The following is a 20,445-nucleotide window of genomic DNA, read 5'->3' as shown; positions in this document are numbered from 1 at the left end:
CACTCGGTCCCGGTCCGCCGCGGGGGGCGGGTCATCCGGTGCAGTCGGCCTTCACGGTCGAGGCGGCCAGGTGGGCACCGGCGGTGCCGCCCCAGTCGATGCCGCGGGTGTGGAGCACGACCGCGATCCGGCTGCCGCTCACGGGGTAGGTGCCGGCGCTCACCCACTGCCCGAGGTTCTGCGGCTGGTTGATCGAGAACGAGCCGAGGGTGCCGCCGCCGTCGTTCTGCACGGTGTAGTAGGCGGGGGCGCCGCCGACCGCCTTGAGGTCGCCGTTGTTCGGGATGTAGACGGACAGCCGGCAGCTGCCCGAGGAGACCTGGCCGGTGGTGAAGGTCCACACCACCGAGTTCTCGTCGTCCTTGCTCCGGTCCCCGGACATCGGCACCGAGGTGAACCGGCCGCCGCAGCCCCCGCCGCCGTCGGAGCGGGTGACCCAGTCCTTCGAACCGGAGGACCGGCCCTTCTCGGAGTAGCCGGTGCCGGCCGCGTCACAGCCCGGTCCGGCGTACCCGGCGTAGGAGGGCTTGGCCGGCGGCGGGACCACCGCGGGCGGCTGAGGAGCCGGTGGCTGGGGAGCCGGCGGCTGGTCCGGGGCGGGCGGGGCGGCGGGGGCGGCGGGCTGGGCTGCGGCGGCGGGCGCGGCGGGCTGGGCCGGGGCCTGCGGCGCGCGGCCGGCGGCGGAGCGGGCTGCCGTCCCCGCCCCGGCGGGGACGACGGGCGCCGGGCCGGCGGGCTGGCTGAGCGGCGCCCCGCCGACCGGGGCGGGGGCGGCGGGCTGCTGGCCGGGCGTGCCGGGGGCCGCAGCCTGGTCGGTCGGGGTCCCGGTGGCGGCCGGGTCCGTCGGAGTCCCGGTGGGGGCGGCGGTCGGGGCGGCATCGGCCGACGGCGTCCCGGCGGGGGTTTCGGCGGGCGTACCGGACACCTCGGGCTCCGGAGCCGGCGCGTCGGCGCGGCTCATCCCGGTGGCGCCGGTCGCCTCGACCGGGTCGGCCCCGCCCTCGCCCCGGCCGAGGACCAGTGGCAGGCCCATCAGCACCACGCCCACGGCGGCGGCCGCGACCGCCGGACGGGGCAGGCGGCGCAGTCGGCGCAGTCGGCCGCTCCGCTCCTCCGCGGCGGGCTCGGACGCGGCGGGCTCGGGCTTCGCGCGCTGAGCCCTCGCGGCCTCGGCGGCGACGGGCTGGGCGACGACGGGCTCCGCCACGGCGCCGACCGGAGCGGACGGGAACCGAGTACGCCGCGCGGGCGCCACCGGGCCCGGCTCGGGACCGACGGCGGCCTCCGCCGCGCCGGCCTCGTCCCCCTCCTCCATCAACCAGGCGACCGCCGGCAGCTGATACCCGGTCGATTCGCCGCCGTTCACGTTCTGGCCCGTGCCCACCACAGCTCCTGGGTCCCTTGATTGTCCGCTTCCACGGGCGCCCGACGGCATACCGCCGGATCCGCCCGCACCCTGTACGGACGGGCACCGGCGCAGGGTTCACCGTTCCGGCCGAAATCCTCGGACGGGTGCACCCCGGCCACCGCGCCGTGCTGCACCGTCGACGATGAACCACCGGAGCGGATCGGGGCGTACTCACTGTCGAGCCTTTTCAGGTCCCGACCGAGGAGAGTCCATGTCCCACCCCCGCGCCGGTCGGCGCAGCGCCCTGCGAGCCGCCGTCGCCGTGTCGGCACTGGCCGGACTCGGCGCCGTCTGGGCAGCGCCGACGGCCCTCGCCGCCGACCCGCAGTCGAACCCCGGCAAGACCGCCCCCGACGCGACGGACTGGCTGAAGTTCGCCAACGGGCGCCTGGTGTACGGCCAGGACGCCCAGGGCAACCGGATCCCCGACTTCAGCTACGCCGGCTACCGCAACGGCGCCCAGCCGCTGCCGACCGCCAAGGTCGCCGTCACCCTGGACCCGGCCGCGAACGGCGATGACAGCGACCGCGTCCAGCAGGCGCTCGACAAGGTCGCCGCCCTGCCGCAGGGGTCGGACGGCCTGCGCGGGGCCGTGCTGCTGACCGCCGGCACGTACCGGCTCGGTAAGCCGCTGCGGATCAAGGCCTCCGGGGTGGTGCTGCGGGGCGCGGGCAGCGGCGCCAACGGCACCAGGCTGGTGGCGTCGGGCGAGCCCCGCCCGCTGGTCGAGATCGCCGGCGAGGGCGGGCCGCAGAAGAGCGGTGCCGAGCACGCCGTCACCGACGCCTACGTCCCGGTGGGCGCGACCACGCTGACCCTCGACTCGGCCGCCGGGCTGAAGGTCGGCCAGAACGTCGTCGTCCAGCGGCCCCAGGAGGACGCCTGGATCAAGGCCATCGGCATGGACCACATCCCCGACCGCGACAGCGGCACGGCCTCGAAGCCCTGGACCCCCAACGACGGCCTGCAGTTCCAGCGCACCGTCACGGCGATCGACGGCAACAAGGTCACCCTGGACATCCCGCTGACCAACGCCCTGGAGAAGGAGTACACCCACGCCAAGGTGTGGGCGTACGACTTCCCGGGCCGGATCAGCCAGGTCGGCGTCGAGGGCTTCAGCGCCGACGGCTCGGCCTTCACCTCGGCCGCCGGGTACGAGGAGCACGGCTACTTCGCCAGCCGCTTCGTGGACTTCGCCGCCGTCCAGGACGCCTGGGCCCGCGACATCGCCGCCGACCGGTTCGGCGCGGGCGTCGGCTCGATCGGCGGCACCGCCTCCCGGGTCACCGTCACCGACACCTCCGCCACCGGCATGGAGAAGGCCATCCCGCAGCGTGCGCCGTTCGCCCAGCCCGGCGCGTACAGCATCGACGGTCAGCAGAGCCTGGTCGTCAACTGCAAGGTGTCCGGCAGCAACGTGCACGCCTGGCTGACCGGACCGCGGGTGCCCGGGCCGAACGTCTTCTCGCACTGCACGTCGGACAACGTCGGCGGCTTCCGGCTGGACGCCGGCCCGCACCAGCGGTGGGCCACCGGCACCCTGTACGACGACATCACCATGCTCCACTCGCGGGGCCCCAACGACGACCTCGCGCTGACCAACCGCTCGAACGCCGGCTCCGGGCAGGGCTGGGCCGGCGCCAACCAGGTCATGTGGAACGCCAACGTCGGCTACTACGGCGTGGAGAATCCGCCCACCGCGCACAACTGGGCGTTCGGCACCGTCGGCAAACCCGTCGAGGGCAAGCAGAACGGCGTGCAGGTCTCGACCGGCACCCCGGTGCAGCCCGAGAGCCTGTACGCCCAGCAGCTCGCCGAGCGCGGCGGCGCCGCCCCGGCCCCCAGGCCGACGACCACCCCGACCACGACCCCGACCACCCCGACCACCGCGCCGGCCACGACTCCGGCGACGACCCCGGCCGGCAGCCCGACGGCCAAGCCGACCGCGAGCGCCTCGGCGCCCACGACCGCGCCCACCACCGCCCCGGGCAACGGGTCGGCCACGGCCACGCCGTCCGCGACCCACAGTAGCGCGGCCGCCGTCGCGGCCACCGGGACGGAGCCGCCCGGTACCAGCCTGGCCTCGACCGGCGCCGGCGACCTTTCCACCGCGCTGACGGTGGCCGGCGGCACGATGGTCGTCGGCGGTCTGGCCCTCGGGCTGGCCCGCGAGCGCCGCCGCGGCCGGCACGCGGGCTGACGCCCACCCGGGCCCGACGACGGCCCCCGGCCGGTGGAGCTCCCACCGGCCGGGGGCCGTCCGCCGACGTGGCCGCAGTGGCCTCAGAGGCCTTCCTCGACCTCCCAGACCGTCTCCTGACCCGCCGCCGGCGGGGCCAGCAGGAACGCCACGGCCCGCTCCTGCACGTCCGGGGCCGGCGGCTCGGGCGCGGCGCCCGCCGCCGTCCGCTCGCGCAGGTGCGCGAGCAGGCCCGGCTCCGGGGCCAGGCCGTACCGGTCGAGGTAGTAGGTCACGGTGTCGGTCCAGATCCACCGGCCGTCGCAGCGGTAGTTCATCGGCACACCGCCCGGCCGCTCCGGGTCCAGGACGTCGTCCATCAGGCTCGGGGTCATCAGCACGGTGGTGGCCGAGGCCAGGTACTCGACCAGCGCCTCCCGCTCGTCGCCGTCCTCGATCACGGGGTGGTCCTCGTGGAAGTCCGGCCCGGTCAGCGGGTCGACCAGGTCGAAGACGGCGGCAAGGGTGAACTCCGCGGTCACTTGATCAGCTCCTGGAAAATCTGCTCCGCCAGCGCGTCCGGCTGGTCGGTGTCGAACGGGATGGCGCCCCTGATCGGCGCCTCGTACTGGTCGTCGTGGTCGACGCGGAGGTAGTTCTCGGGCCGGGGCTGCGAGTCGCCGCCGGGCGGGAGGTGGGCACCGAGCTTCTCGACGACCGGGACGAGCGTACCGTCGGTCGGGCGGTCGAAGCGGTACCAGTTCCCGCCGGCGGAGATGCCGGGCCGACCGGTCTTCGTCATGCCCACCCGGTGCGCCACCACCAGGTCCCCGCGCCTGCCGAGGTCCGGCACGCCGTTCTCGTCGACCTTCGGGACGAACCAGACCGGCCCGTCGCCGGCGTAGGCCGACCCCGTGATCGTGGGATCGAGCGCCCACAGCTTGGTCATCACCTGCGCCACGTAGCTCGTCTCGATCCCGGAACCCAGGTTGCAGGCCACGAACTGCAGCGGCTTCTCGCCGTCCCAGGTCTTGTCCGTGAACGCCTGGTGCAGCCCCGTCGCCACCTGGTCGGGCGAGAGGAGCTGGTTCACGTGGACCGGGTATCCGGAGTCGGTGTGCATCGCCACCGTGAAGAAGCGGTCGTCGAGCGGGAACCTCTGCATCGCCGCCTGCTTCTGGACGTGCGTCTCCAGGTTCGGTGCCGCGCCGATGACCGTGACGGGCTGCCGCCGCGGGTCCCCGGGCGGGTTGTGTCCGCCGGGCTGGGCGGCCTGGTGCCCGGTCGGCGTCTGCGGGGTGTCGGGCGTGTTCGGGGTGTTCGGCGTGGCCGGCGTCAGGTGGCCGCCGCCCGGGGTGCGGGGAGTTCGGGGGGTGCCGGGTGCCTGGAGGGCCGTCCAGTTCTTCTCGACCTCGGACGCGGAGACGTGCGCCCCCTGCTTCTTGAGCGAGTTGACCACCTTCAGCAGCCGGTGGCGGTCCAGCGGCACGACCGGCAGTGAGGCGTCCTCGACCTTGTTCAGACGCTTCAGGTAGGTGTCCACTTCCTCCTTGGTCACGGGGTTCTCGTGGGACAGTTTGAGCCCTTCCCGCACCACGTCCGTCATCCGGCGCACGCTCCGCAGCCGGTCGATGTCGACGTGGTTCGGACCGCCGTGGAGCTCCGCCGCGAGATTGCCGATGTACCAGGTCTTCAGCCCCATGGCCTCCTTGGTCTTGACGTTGGGGAAGGCGTGCGCCGCGGACCAGGCGCCGAGACCGTCCGCGTTCGTGACGCCGATCTCCTTGCCCAGGGCCCAGAGGTCCCCGTGCTCCTTGATCCCCCGGACGCCGGACATCCCGGCCAGGTGGGACTGCAGCTCCTCCTTGGCCTGGCGGACGGTCGCCGAAGCCGGCGTTCCCGGCGTACCCAGTGGGGGGAAGGAGGAGCGCGAGTTGGCCTCCTTCACGTCGATGAAGAGCTTGCCGCCCGCCTTCCGCCGCTCCTGCACCGTGTAGGTGCTCCCCGGCTTGCCCAGCACCTCGTGCTCCTGCATCTCCACCGAGAAGGCGGAGATGTCCTTGGCCGCCCCGCCACCGGTCAGCTCCATGGTGACCAGCAGCGGCTCGGTGCCGAAGACGGTCCTGCGGGTGTCCCGGAACCTGATCGCGACGGACTCCCGGCGGCTGGTGCTGGTGAAGTCACCGTGCTTGACGTGCGAGCCGCCGTAGGCCGGGGACAGCCCCGTGAAGCCCTTGAACGAGATGGCGGCGGCGCCACGGTAGACCTTGCCCTCGGCCGGCGGCAGCTGTTCCAGCGCCGACTCCAGCATCCGCGTGTGTTCGCGCAGCTCCGCCTTGAGCCCCGGCAGGACGTCCGTCCTCACGAGCTCCATGATCTTCTTGCGGTTCGCGTTCTCCACGGACTCGATGGCGGAATGCTGCCGGAGCAGGTCCTTGATGGCGGGGTGGGAGGCCAGCGAGAGGGGTGTCGGGCCCGAACCCCAGAGCAGGTGCTTGATCTGGACCAGCATGGCCCGGTCGAGCGAGTCGCCGAACCTCATCATCACGTTGATCAGCGGGAAGACCGGTCCGGTGTAGGCCGCCAGGGCGTAGAAGTGGGCCTTGGTGAGCTTGCTCAGGACCTCCTGAGGCGTCATGTGGTTGGTGTTCAGCCAGTTCCTGACGCCCTCGACCACCTCTTCGGGCGCGTTGATGTCGTCGTCGGGCTTGCCCGCGGCCATCTCCTCGAAGATCTCGAACCGCTTCTCGACCACGTTCCGGTGCGGGCCGCCCGGTTCCCCGAAGCCGCCGTCCTGCTGCGTGATCTTCGAGACGTAGACCTGCTCGTGCGGCAGCATGTGGTCCGTGCCCGCGTGCCCGCGCACCTGGTCGAGCGAGATGCCCGGCAGGTTGCGGTACATGTTCTCGGCGGACGTCAGCGTGTCCTCGCCCAGCGGCTTCGTCACGCCGGTCAGCTCGACCCCCTTGAGGATCTCGTAGACCGAGTGGTCGCTGGTGGGCAGCATCCAGCCGAACAGCGCCTTGACCATGTGGTCGGGGTCGACCCCGGCGACGTCGAGCAGCTTGAACGCCGTCATCAGCTTGGCCGAGGTGGCCGAGATGCCGGCGACCAGCCGCATGCCCATCCCGCCGTTGGCCTCCTTGTACCAGGGGGAGTCCGGGCTGAGCTTGTGGACGGACGCCCCGGTGCGCCAGCTGAGCGGCGTGTCGGGGCCGATCTCACCGGGGCCGAGATCGACGTCGGCGCGATGCTCGACCAGCTTGTACAGGACCTGGGCGCCGTGGGCCCCCCGCTCGACGATCACGTCGTGGACGCCGGGCTGTGCCTTGAGCGCGTCGAGGTCGTACGAACCGTCCGCCTTCAGCGGGACGTTCTCCCACAGCACCTCCTCCAGACGGAGCCCGACCACGTCCCAGGCCAGCGGGTTGACCTTGAGGAAGGCCACCTCGCGCTCGCTCAACTTGACGCCGGTGACGTCCAGTTGCAAGGCCGAGGGCCCCGGCACCTCGTTCGCCGGCCGCGGGCGGCGGGCGGTCAGGCTGGCCAGGTAGCTCTTGCCGTCGGAGAACCAGGTCTCCGACTGGGCCAGCACGTTGCCGGTGCCGAACACGTCGTGCTCGAACATGGTCGCGTGCTTGGGGCTGACCTTGCTCAGGCTCTCGTACAGGCCCTTGCGGACCGGGCCCTCCAGGAACACGTGGTGCTCCTTCAGCGCCGCCACGTTCAGACCGAGCTGCTCGGCCCGGGTCCAGTCCTGCTTCTCGATGATGGTGTTGAGCAGCTTCTTGAGGCTGAACTCGGAGTCGTTGAAGTAGGCCCCGTTGAAGAACGCCGTCATCAGCTCGCGGGTGTTGCCCGTCTTGGCACCGGGCTTGAGGAACTCGCCGATCTGCTCCGGGGTGAGCTGGGTGCCGATCTGCCCCGCGGACGTGGGGTCGTCCTTGAAGATCGTCTGCATGCGCTCCGCCGCCGGCGCCTCGGGGAAGGCCTGCCGGAGCACGTTCAGCAGCTTGACCACCGTTCTGCGCGCGGCGTCCTCCGCCTCCGGCAGGTTGTGGCAGTACGCCCCGAGCTTGGTCTCGAAGTCCCGGGTCGCCGTGGCGTACTCGGGCGCGTCGTAGACCGCGCGCTTCCCGAAGGGGGTCGCACCCGGCATCTCGTGCGCGACCGTCGGGGAGTCCGACCAGTGGAGACCCTCCGGGAGACCGGTGTGCGGGGCCGGCACGGAGAGGTCCGGTGGCAGGTGCGGGCCGAGCTCCTCGACCTGCGGCTCGGCCGGGTGCTGCGGGTGCTCCGAGTGCTCCAGGTCTTCCGGCTGGGCCGCGTGCCCGGGCCGGCCCGCGTGCTCGGCGGCGTTCTCCGGTACCGAGACCTTCAGCCACTGGCCGCCCGGCACCACGACCGGCAGGCCGTTGGAGTCGAAGCCGACGGTCTTGGCCACGACGAGGTGGCCCGGGCCGTCCGACTCGACGGTGAAGGCGGCCCCGGTGGGCTTCGGCACGAACCAGAGCTTGCCCTCCGGGACGTACGCCTCCAGCGGGCCGCTCACCTTGCCCCGCAGGGCGGTCAGCACCTCACTCGCGTACGAGGAGGCCTTGCCCGTGCCGAACTCGCAGGCGGGGAACTGCAGCGGCCTGCCCTCCGCCCAGATCCCCCGGGCCCGCAGCTCCGCCAGGACGTTCGCCAGCTCCTCCGGGCCGACCCGCTCGCCGTGCCAGGTCGGGGCGCCGTCGGCGTGCTCCGAGTGGAAGGCGACGGAGAAGAACCGCGGGTCCTTGGGGAAGCGGGCGACGGCCGTGCCGGTCTCGTGCAGCTGGGCGGCCGGGCTGTCGGGGTCGGCGAGCCAGCGCACGTCCGAGCCCTCGTGGGCGTGGACGAGGGCGTCCACGATCTCGTGCACCCGCTCGGGACGCGGCGCGTGCTCGGCGGTGCCCGGGTGCTCGGGCTGCACGTGCTCGGCAGTGCCCGGGTGCTCGGGCTGCACGTGCTGGGGCTGCGGGTTCGACGGCGGCTCCGCGACCGGGTGCTCCGGCTGCGGGTACTCCGGCTGAGGGTGCTGCCCGGGCGTGGCGCCGCCGGCCGGGTGGTCGACCTGGAGGGTCGTGTGCTCGTAGGGGAAGCCCTCGTGGTTGAAGCGGGTCAGACGCACCCCACCGTCCGGCTCGGCCAGCAGCAGGTCGACCGGCGCCATGAAGGTGTCCGCCACCCGCCGCGCCGCCGCGTTCGGATCCGTCAGCAGCCCGTCCTCCACCCGCAGCACGATCCGGAACGACCCCATGTCCTTCGACAGCAGCCGGGGCATCAGAGCCTCCTCCAGCCCCGCCGGGTCCAGCGGGCCGTCACCGGACAGCTCGCGGACGTCGAACGGGGTCGGGTCCAGCCCGTCCTGCGGGGACTCGTAGGGCACGGAGTCCCAGGAGAGCTTCACCGCGGCAGGGCCGGTGGGGGCCGGGGCGGTCTGCGGCTCGTCGGCGAGCCCGTGCCACAGCTTCCGGTCCGCGTCGGTCAGCCCCTCGGCCTCGATGCCGGGCAGGTGGGCACGGATGTTGGCCTCGGTGAGCGGCAGGCCCGCCCCGGTCGTCCGCTCGATCGCGTCGGCGGTGCCACGCAGGTGCTCCCAGCTCACGCCGTCCTCGCCGGGCTCGTAGAGGTGGTCCGCATAGCTCGCCACGGCCGTCTCCGTCGGATGGCCCGGGAACATCGCGTGGGCGAGGTCCGACAGGTCCCGGGCCGTCCTGAGGTGTGCCACGCCGGACGCGTCGAGGGAGGGCACACCGGTGCCGTAGAGCGAACGCCCGAGCCGGACCAGGTCGAGCACCTGGTGGTGGTGGACCGCCGCGTCGCCCGGTCCGGTGCCGGCGTGCAGGCCGATCGCATCGCCGATCTGGGTGATCAGGGTGTGGTCGGCGGGGCCGGCGGCCGTGTTGAACTGGTCGCCGAGCGAACCGGCGACGTACTGGTCGAAACGGTCCATGCCCTCGACCAGGTGGTCGGCGATCTCGTGCGTGGTGTAGCCGCCGAGGAAGAGCTCGAAGGAGTTGGTCAGCACGGAGGGCCGGAAACCCTGCTCCAGCAGGAACTTCTGCATCAGCACGCTGACGTTCACGCGACTGTTGGCGTCGGAGAACGGCTGGATGATCTGCAGGGCCCGGGTCACCTTGGCGATCGCGAGCAACTTCGCATGGTCGTCGGTGGCCGCGGCGACCTCGGTGTAGTAGCGGTCCAGGACCGCTTGGACGTGGCCGGGCGCCTCACCGTGGGCGTAGCTGATCGAGATCATGCCCTCGCCCTTCTGCCCACGGGAGAAGGCCACCAGCGGCAGCCCGAGACCCTTCGTGGAGCCGGGCTTGGCCGTGATGTCCCCGAGCAGCTGACGACCGTTGACGAGGTCGTCGGCGAGGTCGGACGCCGCGGTGGTCCGGCCGGTGCCGCGCATGGTGGTGTGCAGGCGGTCGCCCTTGGTGCCGGACCACTCCGTGGCGACGTTCCGGCCGGAGCCCTCGACCAGGTGCTGGGTGGCGAGCTTGTGCAGCTCCTCGTAGGCGTGGACGTCGATCCGCGACCAGTCACGGCCGGACCCGGACGTCCCGTCCAGCACCTCACGGAACAGCTCGGTCATGCTCTGCCGGAAACCCGGGTACTTCGTCCGGTCCAGGTGGTTCGCGGCGTCGGACGGCGAGTTGATGAGCGCGTCCTGGTGGACGTTGGCGTCGATGAACAGCCGCCACCACGAGGACTCGGGGATGAGGTCCGCGAGCCTCGGGCCGCTGTGCGCGGGCGGTGCCGGGTCGGGGTGCGCGGGCGGTGCCGGGTCGGGGTGCGGGCCGGGCTCGGGCTCGGGGTTCCCGACCGGGTCGGGTACCGGCGGGGCCTCCGTCCGCTCGTCGGCCGTCGGCTTCGGGTGGCCGGCCGGGGGCGTCACCGGATCGGGCGCGGTCGCGGGGTCCGGCTTCGGCTGCGGGTGCTTCGGCGTCGCGAGACCGTCCGGGTTGTTCTCGCTGAAGGTCAGGTAGTGGTCGCTCATCACCTTGGCGTCGACCGTCTCCCGCTCCGGGATGTCGACCGTGATCGGGATGACGCCCTTCTCGACCAGCTTCTCCTTGCCCTTGAAGAAGACGACCTCGACCTCCGCGAAGCCGTCGTACCGCGCCATCGGCGTGTTGAACTTCGCGTGCGAGACGACCTGACCCGCGTTGCCGACCGACAGGCCCTCGCGCGTTCGGTGCGACCCGCCGACGATGGCCTGGAAGGTGCCCTCGGCCACGCCGACGTCCGTCTTGACGCCGCCCTGGATCTGGCCGCCCCAGAGCGACCAGTCGAGCCTGGTCTTGGTGGAGCTGGTCGAGGTCGCGTTGGAGGGGCTGAGTTCGACCTTGCCGTCGGTGCGGTCGTACTCCAGCTGCAGGACCTTCAGGTTCACCTGCACGCCGCCGTCCGTCACCAGCAGCCGCCGCCCGGGCGAGGGCGTGCTCAGCGGCTCGCCCCGGGTGGACGCGCCGAAGTTGCTGGCGAGCTGGGTGTGGTCGGCGGTGTTGCGCGCGAGGCCCTCCAGCCGGTCCCAGGTGCGGCTGCCGAAGAACGTGCGGCCCTTCACCCGCAGCAGGTCCTGCACACCGCCGGAGTCGCCGAGCCAGCGCATGACGTCGATGTCGCGCAGGCCCTCGGTCCAGACCCGGGCGGGCGGCGCCTTGACGACCGTCTCGACCGGCGGCTCGGCGGGCGCCGGCGGCCGGGCGGGCGCGGTGCGGTGCTCCGGTGCCTCGAACGGCGTGGGCTTGGGACCCTTCGACGGGCGCCCCTCCCCCGCCTCGATCGCCGCCTCGAAACCGACCTTCGCGGTGTCGATGCTGTGCACGACCCTGCCGAGCTGCCGCATTCCCCGCCAGGCCTGCCCGGCGGCCGACTTGACGTGCTCGAAGGCCGTCCCGGGGGTGGTCGTGGAGGAGTCCGGCCGGACCAGCCGGTCCGGGCCGCCGAACTGGACCAGCGGCCGGCGTTCCATCCGGAAGTACAGGGTCGCCTCGCCGGTGTAGACGCTGCCGGCGAGCTTGGTCTTGGTGGCGGCGCCCGCGGTGGTGCGCTGCGCCTGGACGTCGAGCTGGTCGTGCCCCCAGGAGTGGGTGACGGACCCACCGGCGGTGACGGCCGGTCCGACCGGCAGCGGGCTGCTGGTGCCCTGGGCGGAGACGGTCACGGTGTTGCCGCGCCCGGCGCCGTAGCTGGTGACGCCGTCGGAACTGGCGAAGGACTTCTGCACCTGGGTACCGGTGTTGAACTCGGTCTGCGCGGTCTCCCCGGTGTGCTCCAGGCGGGAGACGCCGGCCGTGATCCGGACGGTGCTGCGGCCGTGCTTCACCACGATCTCGTGGCCGGACATCATCGACTTCAGCTGCGGCTGGAGCTTGGTGACGTCGAGTTCGGCGAGGATCTTCTCCTTCATGCCGGCCCAGTCCGAGCCGAGCACCTTGGCGCCGCGGCGGTCGATGCCGTCCACGGCGGTCTCGCCGACCGACCGGTGGTCCTCCCCACCCGCCGGGTGCGGGCCGCCTCCGCCGCGGGGGCGCAGCGGGTAGACGTCGGTGACGACGTCGGAGGAGCCGAGCCGGTGGGTCCGCTCGACGCGGGCGGGCGGGTCGAGCGGCTTCTTCAGCGGCGCGGTCTCGGTGGAGCCGTGCGGCGGCGCGTCGCGCAGCGGGACGGCGACGGTGGTGTGGACCGGCACGGTGAGGTCGGGCGCGGTGACCTTCTCGCCGAGCTTCCTCGCCTCGATGTGGACGGTGAAGTCGGCGGTGCCGCTGAACAGGCCGGCCGGTTCGACCGTCTTGCCCTTGGAGACGGTGGCGCCGGTGGTGTCCACGGTGGAGCCGTGCACGAAGTCGCTACGGCGGGAGAGGTTGAGGCCGAGGTCGACGTGCGGCAGCTTGAAGCGGAACGGGGCCGAGAAGACGTCGCGGACGCGCCGGTCCTTGCTGACGCCCGTGGACACCCGGGTCTGGGTGCCCAGTTCGAACTCGAACTTCTCGACCGTGTCCGTGTGCTTGAAGTCCTTGGTGAGGCCTGCCTTGACGGTGACGGTGGTGTCCCAGCCGTGGATGGAGACGTGCTCGGTGAGCTTGCCGCCGCGGGACAGCTTGGACAGCTGCGGCTTGAGGGCGAAGGGGTCGAACCGGTTCTTGAGCTTCACCAGGACGTCGTCGGGGACGGAGCCGAACTGCTTCCGCAGGGTCTTCTCGACACCGTCGATGACGGCGGTGTCGCCGTTGCCGAGGCTGTGCACGACGTCGGAGGCGCTCAGCGCGCCGCGTTCGGTGATCCGGTGCGGGGGGTCGTGCGGCTCGGCGGGCCCCTGGTGGGTGACCGGGGTGCCGGTGCCGGGGCCGGTGAACAGCGCGTGCCCGTCCGCGCCGACGGTGTAGCGGCCGGTCTCCTTGGCGTCGAGGCTGACCTCGGCCCGGATCGGGACGGTGACGGTGTGCTCCTTGCCGTCGACCGTCAGCTTGACCTCGACGCCGATCCCGGCGTCGTAGATCTCCTGCGGGCGGGCGTACTTGCCGTTGGCGTAGACCTTCTGGGAGCTGCCGTCCCGCCAGCCGTCGCGGTCGCGGACCTGGCGGGAGTAGCCGCCGCTGGTCTCCATCGCGTTCTTGTCGGGCAGCGGGACGGTGCCACCGGCGGCGCCCTGGCCAGACTTGGTGTCCGACAGGAGGCGGCGGCCGGACTTGAAGGAGGTGGTCTCGTCAACCGGGTTGAGCTCGGCCTTGGCGTTGGGCCGCTGGTACGCCAGCTCGGTGATGTGGGCGGTGGCGGAGACCTTGACGCCGTGCTTGAGCAGGTTGGCGGCCGTCCGCTCGGGTGCCTCCAGCGGGGTCTGCCGGGTCATCGACGTCAGGTGGGAGGCAACCATCGGGTGGCTGAAGAGCTGCTGGACCTCGTTCTTGACGTCCTTCCAGGCGCCGCCGAGGACCTCCTTGCCGAGCCGGTCGAGCTCGTCGTGCAGGGGTTTGACGGTGGGCAGGTCACGGACGGTGCTGGTGTCCCCGAAGCCGCCCCCGGTGCCGTCCGGGCGCCGCCAGACGTCGTCGGGCGGGCTGGGGACGGTGCTCCCGGGCTCGAAGGTCTTCGGCTGGTGGGGCTGCGGCGACTCGGTCGCGACGAAGAGGGTGGGGTCTCCGGCGCCGGTGTCCTTGACGCCTCGGGCCTCGCTCTGCTCGATCAGGGCCCGGAAGTCGACGGTGGTCTTCGCGGTGTCGACGGTCGTCCCGAGCGGGGTCTTCCGCTCGAAGGTCAGGATCAGCTCGCTGCGGCCGTCGTAGACCACGCCGGCGCCCTTGGTCTTCGTGGTGAGCAGGACCTCCTGGCTGCTGCCGGAGATCCGCACCGTGTCCTTGATGAGCTGGAGGCCGCCGCCGGCGGAGCCGAACGACTTGTCGGTCCCGCTGCCGGAGAGGACGCCGGGCAGCGGCAGTTGGAGTCCGTCGCCGGTGCTGTCCAGGACCGAGCGGACGCGCTGGACGCCGGTGCCGACGTTGAACTCGGTCTGCGGGGTCGATCCGCTCTGCCACATCGCCTTGACGGCGGCGGTGATCTCCACCGATCCGGTCACCAGGCCGGTTGCGTCGACCACCTCGATCCGGGTCGGCTCGCCGGACATCATGCTCTTGAGGTCCTGCTGGAGCCGGGAGAGGTCGAGCTCGGCGGACATCTTCTCGCGCAGCTGCGGCCACAGGCCGCCGAGTACCTCCTTGGCGGTCTCCTCGACGCCGTCGAGCACCTCCTGGATCGGGTGGTCGGAGTCCGGACGGCCGTGCCGGTGGGTGGAGACGTCGAGCACGATGTCGGAACCGCCGAGGCGGTGGCCCTCGACCACGCGCTGGGGCGGGGCGAAGAGCTTGTCCTTGGGCAGCGGCACCGGGGCGCCGTGGGCGTCCAGGGTGTCGCGGACCGGGATACCGACGGTGGCGCCGATGTCCAGCCGCTGCACCCGGTCACCGGGCTCGGCGATCACGGGCTTGCCGTGGTGGGTGAGTTCGGTGAAGTCGATGGCCAGGTGGAGCTTGCCCGCGAACAGGGCGCCGGGTTCGACGGTCTTGCCGCGGGCGATGGAGCGGCCGACCTCCACCGAGGTGTCGCCCTTCAGCGAGTCGTGCTGGTAGCCGAGGGTCTCGGTGATGTCGGCCCGGCCGATCTTGAACTTGGCCTGCAGGCCGGCGTTGAACCGGTTCACGGTGTCGCTCTGGAGGCCGATCGAGGCGTGCCGGTCGGAGCCGTTCTCGAACTCGACGCTCGGGGCGGTGTCCTGGTGCACCAGGCTGTCGACGTCCACCCGGACGGAGATCCTGCCCGACCAGCCGTTGGTCTCGAACGGCGCCTCCCAGACGTCGCCGCGGGAGAGCGCGGTCAGCTTGGGGCGCAGCGTCGCGGGGTCGAAGAAGTCCTTGGCGAGCGTGTTCGCGGCGGCCAGGTCCTTCGGGAAGCCGGCCTCGAAGAGCTTCACGATCTGCTGGTGGACGGCCGTGTCGCCGCCGTGCAGGCCGACCACGAGGTCGGAGGCCGACAGGCGCCGGTGGTTGGTGACCCGGGCCGGCGGCAGGCGCAGCTCGTCCGGGCCGAGCGGCTTCCTGGGTGCGAAGGCGGGGTCGTCGTGGTGGTCCTGGCTGCCGCCGGACTCCGTCGAGAAGACGGACATGGCGAGCACCGAGACCGGCGGGGAGGGCGGCGCGGGGTGGACGAGCGGGTCGTGCTCCGCCTCGGTGATGACGATGCTCGGTGTGTCCGTACGGTGGGATGCGCGCTCGGGTGCCTTGGGGTCGGTGGCGGGCTCGGGCTTCGGGGTGGGGTCGGGCTTCGGGGTGGGGTCGGGCTTCGGCGCGCGCTCGTGCGCCTTGGGGTCGGTGGCGGGCTCGGGCTTCGGGGCGGGCTCGGGGCTCGGGTCCGCCTTCTGGGCGGCCTCGCCCGTGGTGCCGGTCGTCGTCGTGGGCGCCGGGTCCGGCTCGTGCTTCGGCGCCGGGGAGGGTCCGGTCTCGGTCTTCGGCCGGCCCCCGGGCACCGGCACGGTGAGCGTGGACGACGGGTCCGCCACCGGCTTCGGGGCAGTCTTCGGGGCCGCCGTCACCAGGTCGGGCCGGTCCGTGCTGCCGACGGTCGGCACACTGTGCGGCACGGGCGGCAGCACCGGGCCGTCGTGCGCGTCCGGGTGCTTCGGCGTGGGGGTGCTGACCGGGGGCGCCGGGACGGGCGGACGGCTGGCGTCGTAGTGGTCGGTGCCGTTGTAGTAGACCGTCACCTGGTGGCCGTCCGGGCGGCCGTAGCGCGCGTACTCGCTGAAGCCGCCGTGGCCGTCCGGGCCGAGGATGCGCAGCCGCAGGCCGAGGGCGTCGGCCAGCAGCGGCGGGAAGGTCTCGCCGAACCCCTTCCACCAGGAGCTCTCCCAGAACTCCACCGCGTGCCTCAGGCCGGCGAACTCCTTCGGCGAGAGCGGGAAGTCGGAGGCGGTCAGGTGCCAGATCTGGAGGTCCGCGAGCTGGGCGTCGGTGAGGTCGTGCAGTCCGATCTGCTCGGGCTTGCCGACCAGGTGCTCGAACTGCTGCCGGGGACTGGTGGCGCCGTCGGCGAGGTTCCAGCCGACCTCCGCCTCGACGGTCGGCCGGTCCTCGCCCCGGGCGACCCGCTCGTCGATGTACTGCTGGCGCAGCGCGTGCGGGTCCGCGGCGGGCTCCTGGCCCAGCCCGCGCAGGTAGTCCTCGGCCTTCGCCTGCTCGGCCGGGCTCTTGAACTTCCACGCGGCGCTCTGTTCGGCCTGCTGCCCGGCCGCCACGGGGTCGAGGCCCGCGGCGGTCAACTCGTCGGTGAGCACGGTGACGTAACGGTCGCGCAGCAGCCGGGCGGGCACCACCTCGTGGGTGGAGACGCCGGCGACGCCGAGGTCCAGCAGGCCGTCGAGCAACTGGGTGCGGTCCGGCCGGCCGAGGCGGTCGACGAGGTCCCGGGTGGCGGCCTTGCGGTAGGTGTGGATGACCTCGGGCGGCAGCTTGTCCGGGCCCTGCGCGGTCAGGTGGTCGAGGACGGCGCGCTTCATCGCCTCGGGCGTCGAGGGCGCCGGGCGGAGTGCGCTGGAGCGCGTCGCGCCGCGCTCGGTGAGCACCTGGTGCACGGCGTCCGGGCGGCTGGTGGCCACGGAGTTGAGCAGGCAGAGGCCGTCGCCGGCCACCCGGACGCGCTCGCCGGGCGACGGGAAGGCCGGTTCGGTGACGGGCTCGGTGGTGTGCGAAGTGGTGTGCGAAGTGGTGCGGGGGGCGGGGTGCGAGGGGCCGTCCGTGCCGGTGAAGGTCTCCGCCGGGGTCGGCCGGGCCGACTTCTCCTCCGGGTGCAGGGCGGCCGCGTTGAAGCCGCCCTCGCCGTGGATCGGCCGGTTCTCCGGGTCGAGCGTGATCGCCCAGACCCGGGTGACGTCCTGCGGGAGCGGGCGGTCGCCCGGGGAGTGCAGGCCCTGCTGGGCGTCGACCCAGACCAGGCCCTCGCCGGGGACGTTCACCAGGTTCCAGGCGTGGCCCCTGCCGTCCTCGGTCCAGGCGAAGACCATCGCGGCCGAGCCGGGGCCGCCCTCGGTGACCCGGCGGGCGACCTCGTCCAGGCCGGTGGTGCCCAGGCCGAGGTACTCGGCCGGGTAGCCGGTCCAGTGCTGGGCGTCGGTGACCGCGCCGAGGTGGCGCTCCGACAGGGTGAGGGCGACCTGCGGGTCCCCGTGGAAGCCGGCGTGGAAGGCCATGGTGGCCGCCACGCAGTTGACGTCGGCGAGCAGGCTGCCGTCGCCGTCCTTGGGGTTGACCAGCTCGACGAACTCCTGCGGGTGGGCGAACTTCTTCGGGCCGTCGGGGCCGGCCAGCGCCTGCTCCAGGGCGTGCCGGGCCGCCGGGCCGGGTGTGCCGTAGTCGCCGTCGGAGAACTCGTGCAGGAAGGAGTCCAGCGGGCGCAGCGGGCGCGGGGCGTTCCCGTCCGGGTCGAACGGCGGGCGGCCGTCCCAGGTCGGTGCCTGGTCGGGCCGGGGGCGCTTGACGGCCGGTTCCGGGGTGGTCGGGCCGGACGGGGTGTCCTGGCCGGTGTCGCCGTGGTCGTTCTCGTACTCGTCCCGGCCGCGGCGGCGGGAGGGCTGCTGCGGCTGGTCGGTGGAGCCGTGGTCGGGTTCCGGCCGCTGGGTGGGGGCGTCCGGGATGGGGGCGTCCGGGGTGGGGCCGTCCTGCCGGTGGGCAGGCGGGGTGCCGTGGTCCGGGCGGGGGGTGTCGGCGCCGCCGAGGTAGCGGATCTGCCAGACCCGGCCGTCCTCGACACCGATCACCAGCCGGACGCCGTCGACCTCGCCCTCGTGCAGGGTCAGGGCGCCGCTGGGGCGTTCGGGGTCGGGGTAGCTGCGGTCGGGGCGCTGGAGGATCCGGTGGGCGGCGGCGGTGAAGTCGGTGTCCGTCCAGTGGGGCAGCGCGCCCTCGGGGAAGTCGGCCTTGATCCACCAGGGCGCCAGCCACTCGTCCGGGTGGGCGGGGTCGAACCCGCTGGGGCGGGTCGGCTCGGGGTGGGCGGGGCCGGTGTGGCCGGGCTCGGGGCGGGGCCCGGTGGGCTGGTCCGGGGTTGCGCCGGAGGTGCGGGTCGGGGTCGGCGGCTTGGGGTCCGGGCCGGCCGGACCGGTGGCGACGGCGTGCTTCGTCTCCTCGGTGCCGCCGCTCGCGCCCCCGCCGACGGTCCGGCCCGGGCGGGCGGGGCTCACCGGGTCGTCGACGAGGGTGGTGCCGCTCCAGCTGGTGTCCGTCCGGGTGGGCGGGCGCCCCGGCCCGGACTTGGCCCCGCCGTCGCCCTCGGTCCGGCCCGGGGTCGGGCGGTCGGCCTTTCCGGTGCCGGAACCGGCGGACGGGTCCTGCTTCCCGGAGCCCGTGCCTGGGCCGGCCGGGTCGGGCTTGCCGGAGGACGCGGCGGGACCACTGCCGGTGGAGGTGGTCACCACGGGCTTCGGTGCGGAGCCGGCGAACAGCGTCTCCAGGTCCGCCTGGCCGAAGGCCTTGGCGAACAGCGCCGCGTACTCGACGTCCGGTGCCTCGTTCAGCCCGCGCGAGTAGCCGAGGACGTGACCGGCCGTCACCTCCTCGTGGCCCGGGCCGAGCCGGGGCACCGGGAAGGGCGCCGGGTGGCCGGCGAGGTTGCTCGCCAGGGCCAGGATGGAGATCGGGTGGTAGGGCGGGAAGTAGGCGCCCTGGCCCTCCCCGATCGCCTTGAACTGGGTGCTCTGGATCAGGTTGGTCCACGCGTGGCCGATGCCCGTCACGGCGAAGCCGTGGTGCAGGGCCTTCCCGAGCAGGCCCATCGCCAGGCCCGAGCCGAAGGTGGCCGCGCTGGTCGTGAACTGGTGCTTGTCGTCGAAGATGAGGTTGTAGAAGCCCTCGGAGAGGTTGCCCTGCGCGCCCTCCACCAGCTGGGAGCCGAGCGCGAAACCGAGCTGGAAGAACTTGCTGCCCTCGCCCATGTGGGCGGCCAGGTTGGGCAGGTGCTCGGCCAGCGCGGAGATGCCGTGCTCGCCGATCTCCGACCCGCCGTGCTCCAGGATGGAGCGCAGCACGACGCCCAGCGACTCGTTGCCCGCCCCGTGCTTGGTCCACCCGGCGACGAAGGCCTCGGCGTACTCCTGCCCGAGCTTCTTGGCGGCGTCCTTGCCCAGCGCCGATCCGAGGTGCTTCTCGAAGGTGCCGGCCAGGTTCTCGCTGAAGCGCTCGGCGACCGAGCCGGCGCCGGCCTTGCCGAAGCCCTCCTTCAGCCACGGTTCGACGCTCTGCATCTGCTGGCCGAGCGACTTGGCGAAGGCCTTGGACTCCTCGTCGGAGAGCAGCTTGCCGCCCGTCCTGGCGCCGCTCTTGCCGGCCCCCTCCAGGGCCTCGCCACCGGCCTTGCCGATCGTCTTGGCGCCGCTCTTGCCCGCCCCCTCCAGAGCCTCACCACCGGCCTTGCCGATCGACGTGGCGCCGGCCTTCTCCAGGTCCTTGAGCGCCGAGCCCTCCGCCTTCTTCGTGACGGTGTTCAGGAGGTGCTTGAGGGCCTCCTTGTCGCCGTTCTTCATGAGCGACGACAGTTCCTCGGACAGGACCGCTCCGGCGCTCTTGCCGATCAGGGAGCCGATCAGCTTGCCGAGGCCCATGCCGAGCAGGTTGATCGGGCCGGCCAGCACGCCGCCGACGAACCCGTTCAGGACGCCCTGCTTGAAGGAGTCCATGTCGTACGAGTGCCGGTCACCGTGCGAGAACTGGATGCCCTGGATGATCGAGTCCATCAGCATCGCGGTCACGATGCCCGAGAAGGAGTGCATCAGGATCGACTTGAGCAGGAACTTCAGCAGCATCGACAGCGCCTGGCGCGTGAAGAAGTACTTCAGCGACAGGCCGGCGAAGCTCTCCCCGAAGGTGAACGGCGCCCACAGGGTCGCCATGGCGATCTCGAACATCAGCTGGACGAGCTGGGCGATCGCCATCCACTTGGTGTACTCGACCGAGTTGGCGACGTCGCCCGCGCAGTCCGCGAGCTGTTTGGCGACGTCGGCCGCCGACCCGACGTAGTCCGAGCCGCCGCCCACGCCGATGAACTCGTTCATCGCGATGCTGAAGGACTTGGCGGCCTCGCCCTCGAACTCCTGCCGGGCCTTGACCGCCACCGTGGCGATGAGCTCCTTGAGCCTGGGGAGCTCCTCCGCCAGCCTCTCGTACGCGTCCCGGACCTCCCGTAGGTCCCCCTCCTTGATCTCGGGCCAGGGCATGCCCGAGACCACGGTGAAGAACTGGGCACCTTCCTTGCCGGGGTCGATGGACGGGTACGACACGGTCGGTTC

4 protein-coding genes are annotated in these 20,445 nt (G+C 72.7%); 1 reads left to right on the top strand and 3 read right to left on the bottom strand.

Features of this window, described 5'->3' with window-relative positions; genetic code table 11:
* Nucleotides 1–31 precede the first annotated feature (31 nt).
* Complete coding sequence (locus ACIOJE_RS17440; RefSeq protein ID WP_400777058.1) at nucleotides 32–1,384, bottom strand: hypothetical protein; 1,353 nt, start codon at nucleotides 1,382–1,384, stop codon at nucleotides 32–34.
* A 235-nt stretch (nucleotides 1,385–1,619) separates the two neighbouring features.
* On the opposite strand from ACIOJE_RS17440, the gene ACIOJE_RS17435 reads away from it, so the two are divergent.
* The gene (locus ACIOJE_RS17435) at nucleotides 1,620–3,608 is read left to right on the top strand and encodes a hypothetical protein (protein WP_400777057.1); all 1,989 of its coding nucleotides are present in this window, start codon (nucleotides 1,620–1,622) and stop codon (nucleotides 3,606–3,608) included.
* 83 nt (nucleotides 3,609–3,691) lie between these two features.
* On the opposite strand, the gene ACIOJE_RS17430 is transcribed toward ACIOJE_RS17435, so the two are convergent.
* Together ACIOJE_RS17430 and ACIOJE_RS17425 are read right to left on the bottom strand one after the other, a co-directional pair.
* Nucleotides 3,692–4,129 (bottom strand): hypothetical protein, encoded by a 438-nt coding sequence (locus tag ACIOJE_RS17430; protein WP_280683085.1) that lies wholly within the window; start codon nucleotides 4,127–4,129, stop codon nucleotides 3,692–3,694.
* Nucleotides 4,126–20,436, bottom strand: coding sequence for a toxin glutamine deamidase domain-containing protein (locus ACIOJE_RS17425; protein WP_400777055.1), 16,311 nt, complete (start codon nucleotides 20,434–20,436; stop codon nucleotides 4,126–4,128). The genes ACIOJE_RS17430 and ACIOJE_RS17425 overlap by 4 nt, the downstream gene beginning before the upstream one ends.
* Nucleotides 20,437–20,445: the final 9 nt, after the last annotated feature.

The organism is Kitasatospora sp. NPDC087861 (genome assembly GCF_044742585.1).
Classification (GTDB): domain Bacteria; phylum Actinomycetota; class Actinomycetes; order Streptomycetales; family Streptomycetaceae; genus Kitasatospora.
The sequence above is the reverse complement of the archived record's forward strand: the minus strand, read 5'-3'. Positions and strand labels throughout refer to the sequence as shown.